This window comes from Methylotuvimicrobium buryatense 5G (genome assembly GCF_000341735.1).
GTDB lineage: Bacteria > Pseudomonadota > Gammaproteobacteria > Methylococcales > Methylomonadaceae > Methylotuvimicrobium > Methylotuvimicrobium buryatense.
On the sequence record NZ_KB455575.1, the window covers coordinates 3,825,114 to 3,830,212 of the forward strand.

Sequence of the window (5,099 nt, forward strand, 5' to 3'; positions counted from 1 at the left end):
AAACAAATGCAAGAAGTGTTCGACCGTCTATCCGAAAAAGATAAGCGTTTGTATGCGGGGGTTGAAGCATTAAAATTTCCTTATGGCGGCATCAGCTATATTGCTCAGCTGTTTTCCTGTTCCCGCCATACCATTCGGCGAGGGATAACTGAACTGAAAGAGAAGGCAACTATCCCCAAAAAACGGGATAGAAAAGCGGGTGGTGGTCGAAAACAAGCTATTGAAAAACAAACGAATATTAATGACGTGTTTCTGTCTATTTTAAAAGAGCATACGGCAGGCGACCCGATGGATGAAACGAAAAAATGGACTAATTTGACGTGTGCCAAAATTGGCTTTCTATTGGCTGAAGAGGGTTTCAAAGTCAGTCGCAATATTGTCAGAAAATTATTAAAAAAGAATGATTATGTGAAGCGTAAGGCCTTGAAAAAGAAAGCGGCTGGCGGGCATGTAAATCGTAATGCGCAATTTGAGAATATCAGTCAATTGAGAGCTTTATATACGACTGCGGGAAATCCTGTCATCAGCGTGGATACCAAGAAAAAGGAGCTGATAGGTAATCTGTTTCGCGATGGCAAGGTCTATACCACTAAAACAGTTGAAGTTTATGATCATGACTTTCCGTCATTAGCCGAAGGCGTTGCCGTACCTCATACGCTTTATGATACTGAGCGCAACGAAGCCTACGTCAACATTGGGACAAGCCGTGACACCAGCGAGTTTTCCTGTGATTCGATTCGTCACTGGTGGTACACCTATGGCAACCTCTACTATCCGCTGGCAACATCCATTTTATTGCTGATGGATGGCGGTGGCAGTAACTCATCCAGACACTATATTTTCAAACAGGATTTGCAGGCATTAGTGGCAGAAATAGGCATTGAAATACGGATAGCGCATTATCCTCCGTACACCTCTAAATGGAATCCCATNGANCACCGGGTATTTCCTCATATTACGCGTGAATTATCCGGCATGATTTTAATCAGCCATGTCTTTATGAAAGAGTTAATTGAAAAGACAACAACAAAAGCGGGATTAAAAGTCTTTGCCTGTATTTTTAACAAGGTTTATGAAACGGGCAGAAAAGTTGTGGAGGGCTTTAAAGAATCCATGCGAATTGTATTTGATAAGCATCTGAGGCAATGGAATTATGTCGCCATACCTGAAGCGGTAAATTTATAAGTTGCTCAAGTTATTTCGTGCTCGTTCCTAAGCAATTTAGATTCCATCAACACTTGTCTTCAGCACTGCACTGCACTGCACTTGAAAGAATTGTGCTAATTCTCTAGGTTTCCACCTTTGCTTCGACACGTCTCAACTCAGAACCCGTTGTGTAGGTTGTATTGATGCGCCCATACGACAGAGCCACTGGGCATGAAGGCGCGACTTGGCCTGCGCGGTATCGATAAAACCGATTCTTTCCGGTATTTGAATAAACGCGCGCAACCAATAATCGAAATCGAAAGCCGTTTTTAAGGTCTCGTCCAACGGGCCGAGTAAGACGGTCAGGCTGCGTTTGAAAAAAACGGTAGGCTGACAAATAAAACACCGATCGGCGAATTCTTCGGCCGGCGTGGAGGGCAAGCGGGTCGGATAAGCCTCGATGAAGCGGCCGTGTTCATCGATGTGTTCGCCGTGGCCGTAGACCATCAGCCACGCCGGTTCGGTAATTAACGCATCGACCGCGCGTTGGATTGCATTCGGCGTATATAAGTCGTCCGAATTCAACCAGCCGATCAGCGTTCCCCGGACGATTTTCAAGGCTTTGTTCAAGGCATCGGCTGGTCCCGTGTCCGGGCCGGAGAACCACTTCAAACGGGGATCTTGGCGGCTTTTTTGACTCAACCAGTCCGGCGTGCCGTCGGTGGAGCCGCCGTCGGCGACGACGATCAATTCCAGATGGCGGTAACTTTGCGACAACACGCTTTCGACCGACTCGGCAATGAAATTTGCCTGATTGAAAGAGGGCATGACGATGGAAACCAGCGGTGGGGTGTTTTGAGGCATGAATCAAAAAATATTGTGCGTCTGGAAAGTAGTTGGCTGTGATTGGTCGAGACTCGGGGGTAATGATCAAACAAGCCTGTTGCCGATAGCTTTCACTTGGTTGCTCAAAAATTGTCCTGATTAGGAAGGGCTTCAGCTTGTCGATGCGAATAATCCGAGCTAGATCCAGTCGTTACTTGTTCCGTAAACCTCCGAATCGGTAATCGTAACAGCCGTTACGACCTCATTGAGAGGCGTTAAGCTGTTTTGTGTGTATGATATCGACGAAAATCGGCAAGCACTAGAGGTCGTGTGGGCGATCAAACAACGGTGTTAAAAATCAAATTTTTCGGCACAATAGAGTGGATGCAAAGACGGGGGGCGCCTACCACAGGATGGCCAACATCCTCTCATTCTTTTCGGGAGTGCAATACAAAACGAACCCAATCGGGTAAACAGACTTGCTCAAGATCATAGTGGTCAATAATCGTCTGCCTAGCCTTAAAGCGCATCTCTCGGTAATCATCAGGATTTTGCAAAACAGCAATAACCGTATCAGCCAACTGCCGCATATTAAAAAAATCCACTAATTGACCATTTATTCCATCCAATACCACTTCTTTTACAGGCGCTGTTTCCGACGCGACTAAAGCACAACCAACAGACATCGCTTCTAGCATCGACCATGACAAAACAAAAGGATAGGTTAAATACACATGGACAGAGGACACTTGTAAAATAGTCAAAAAATCACGATACGAAACCTTTCCCACAAAATGGATCCGCGACAGATCCAATTGATGCCCCAACTCTTTTAAATACAACTCGCGATAATTTTGACCATTCGGTAAACGGCGACCATAACTCACGGCATCTCCCCCAACAATTAAAATTTGAGCTTGAGGGCGCGCCTCTAAAATGGCCGGTAAAGCTCGCATTAAGCAATGAAAGCCTCGATACGGTTCTAAATTACGCGCAACATAAGTGATAATTTCATTATCTCGGGTCAATGTCTTGTTTTGATAACTAAAACAAGCTTCAGGATTGGGAGCCGCTAAACGCGTGTTAATTCCTTCATGAAATACCTTGATCTTACTATGAAACTCAACAGGATACTGTTGTTTTTGCCAATGTGTCGGAGCAATACCTTCATCGGCACTTTCTAAAGATAACAATTGCGTAGTATTTTTCAAGCGAACCAATAAACGCTCGTTTGTCGATATTGGAAACTCAGGATCAAACCCGACATCATGACCATAAGCATGATAATAAAATTCAAAATAATAAATATGCTTCGATTTAGGAAAAATATCTTTTAAAAATAAAGTTTCTCCCCAACCAGGATGAGCAATAATTATATCAGGATAAAATCCTTTGTTTTTCAAGCGTAAAGCGATACCTGCAACAAGCTGTCCACGCTGAGCGGCTATTTCAAAATCGCCTAATACCGATTGATGAAAAAGCTTGGAAAGCTCCAATTGATAACCTAATAAGATAATTCGCTTGTGAATGATTCCCCGCGTGCGAACGTTATTCGTTTCACCAATCGCATAAACTTTATTTTTAGGATCTTCAAGAAGAGCATTCGCTAAATGCCGAAATTGAGCCGGAAAATTCTGGTGAATAAAAAGAAAATTCATTTTATCAAATGACTTTACGCAAGCGCCTATTCAAGCTCTTGGGTTGACGGTAGACTGGCAAAACTTGATATAAAGGCAGAGATTAGCTCATGCAGCCATAGTATTCACTTAAATAGGCTAAATCCCCAGCATCGAAGATATCTAGTCCGAACTTTTTCCAGCGCCCGATAGAGCCCGGATTTTGGATTAAGTCGGCTAATTCATGGGTGTCGATATTTTTTTCATCATGTTTTAAAAATGAACATAAGCGCCGAATAACGACAAGCGGGTTATGACATAATTCATCATAGTCTATAAATAAAATTCGATGACTAAAATCGGGATGTGAAGCAATGTTCATTATTCTTCTATGCACAGCACACCAGTATTTAAGAGAGTACCTTGGCTCAATATGTTCTTGAGGTTCACCTCCTAAAAAAAAACTACCCCATAAACGGGGTTGATTCTGATTATTGCTATGAGCCATATCCAAACCATGGCGAATAACATGAATGTAATGCAACTTAGGTAAAAGTCTAAGTAAACGGTCAATCACAATATGTGTATTAGGCTCTTTCCACGCCCATTTAGACTGACCTGCTAAATCACAGCCCGTTTTCATTTCAGATACAAATTCATCAAGCAGTACCGAAAAGGTTTGATGACTCATATTCAAAATTTCTAAACGTTTAAACTTACTTGTAAATAAAAGGTTATCGTTAGCATGATTTAAATCACTCCCAATGTAGTACCCTAGTTCCATTAGCAAACGAGCCACAACTCTTGTACCGCTACCGCCGATCGCCCCAATGGCTACAGGAGAGACTATTTCCATAATATATACTGAAGGTTACTTTATAAAAATTCAGATGATCAAATTATAGCGAACATGATGAACCTCACCAGAAACAAGTCTTAAAAAATAAGCTCTAATGCGAGTCATAGTACAAGTTTAGATTTCCGCCATCCTTGGCGGATAAAAAGAGGGAAAATTAAACGATTATAAAATCATTTGCAGTTAATCCTGGATGGTTATCAATGCCTAAAATTGCAATCGGCGCCGCCTCGTTTATACCACTTCCATCAGCGTCGTAAGACAACAATCCGGTTTCATTGTCATAAACCAAATAGCGCTCCAGTTCATCAACGGTATCTTCAACAAACGCCGAGAAAATCGAACGATAAAGCACAATCTTATCGACATTGACTTCAAAATCAAGGATGGTGTCGACGTTTCCGATACCGGGAGCCGTGTTGAATACAAACTGATCTGAGCCGCTTCCACCTATAAGTGTATTATGGCCCAAACCACCATAAATTATGTCATCACCGTCACCGCCGTAAATGACATTATCGCCGTCGTCGCCTATCAACACGTCGTCAAAGCCGCTGCCGATGATGTTATGCAGGTTACGCAGCGTATCCCATCCTTGATGTGCGCTGATGAATTGCGCTTCCGTGATCCTTAAATCCACGGTCACGCCGTCTTGC

The 5,099-nt window shown here is 42.9% G+C and carries 4 protein-coding genes and 1 pseudogene; 1 reads left to right on the top strand and 4 read right to left on the bottom strand.

Annotated features, from left to right (window positions below):
• Positions 1-6: 6 nt before the first annotated feature.
• The gene (locus METBU_RS0117295) at positions 7-1,185 is read left to right on the top strand and encodes an ISAzo13 family transposase (RefSeq protein WP_026130293.1); all 1,179 of its coding nucleotides are present in this window, start codon (positions 7-9) and stop codon (positions 1,183-1,185) included.
• Between the two features lie 132 nt (positions 1,186-1,317).
• Here the strand turns inward: METBU_RS0117295 and METBU_RS24570 are convergent, their stop codons facing one another.
• The 4 genes and pseudogenes from METBU_RS24570 to METBU_RS24575 all read right to left on the bottom strand — a co-directional run.
• On the bottom strand, positions 1,318-2,010 hold the full coding sequence (locus tag METBU_RS24570; protein ID WP_017841822.1) for a glycosyltransferase family 2 protein: 693 nt from the start codon (positions 2,008-2,010) through the stop codon (positions 1,318-1,320).
• Positions 2,011-2,399: 389 nt separating this feature from the next.
• On the bottom strand, positions 2,400-3,629 hold the full coding sequence (locus METBU_RS0117305; RefSeq protein WP_017841823.1) for a glycosyltransferase family 4 protein: 1,230 nt from the start codon (positions 3,627-3,629) through the stop codon (positions 2,400-2,402).
• Between the two features lie 82 nt (positions 3,630-3,711).
• Entirely contained in the window at positions 3,712-4,443 is a 732-nt protein-coding gene (locus METBU_RS0117310; protein WP_017841824.1) for a sulfotransferase, read from the bottom strand.
• Positions 4,444-4,600: 157 nt separating this feature from the next.
• A pseudogene (locus tag METBU_RS24575) lies at positions 4,601-5,099 on the bottom strand (hypothetical protein); the annotation flags it as partial.

What these genes read in the sequence shown, in the direction of transcription:
- METBU_RS0117310 (WP_017841824.1), bottom strand. Translation starts at nt 4,443, where the DNA reads ATGGAAATAGTCTCTCCTGTAGCCATTGGGGCGATCGGCGGTAGCGGT.
- METBU_RS24570 (WP_017841822.1), bottom strand. Translation starts at nt 2,010, where the DNA reads ATGCCTCAAAACACCCCACCGCTGGTTTCCATCGTCATGCCCTCTTTC.
- METBU_RS0117305 (WP_017841823.1), bottom strand. Translation starts at nt 3,629, where the DNA reads ATGAATTTTCTTTTTATTCACCAGAATTTTCCGGCTCAATTTCGGCAT.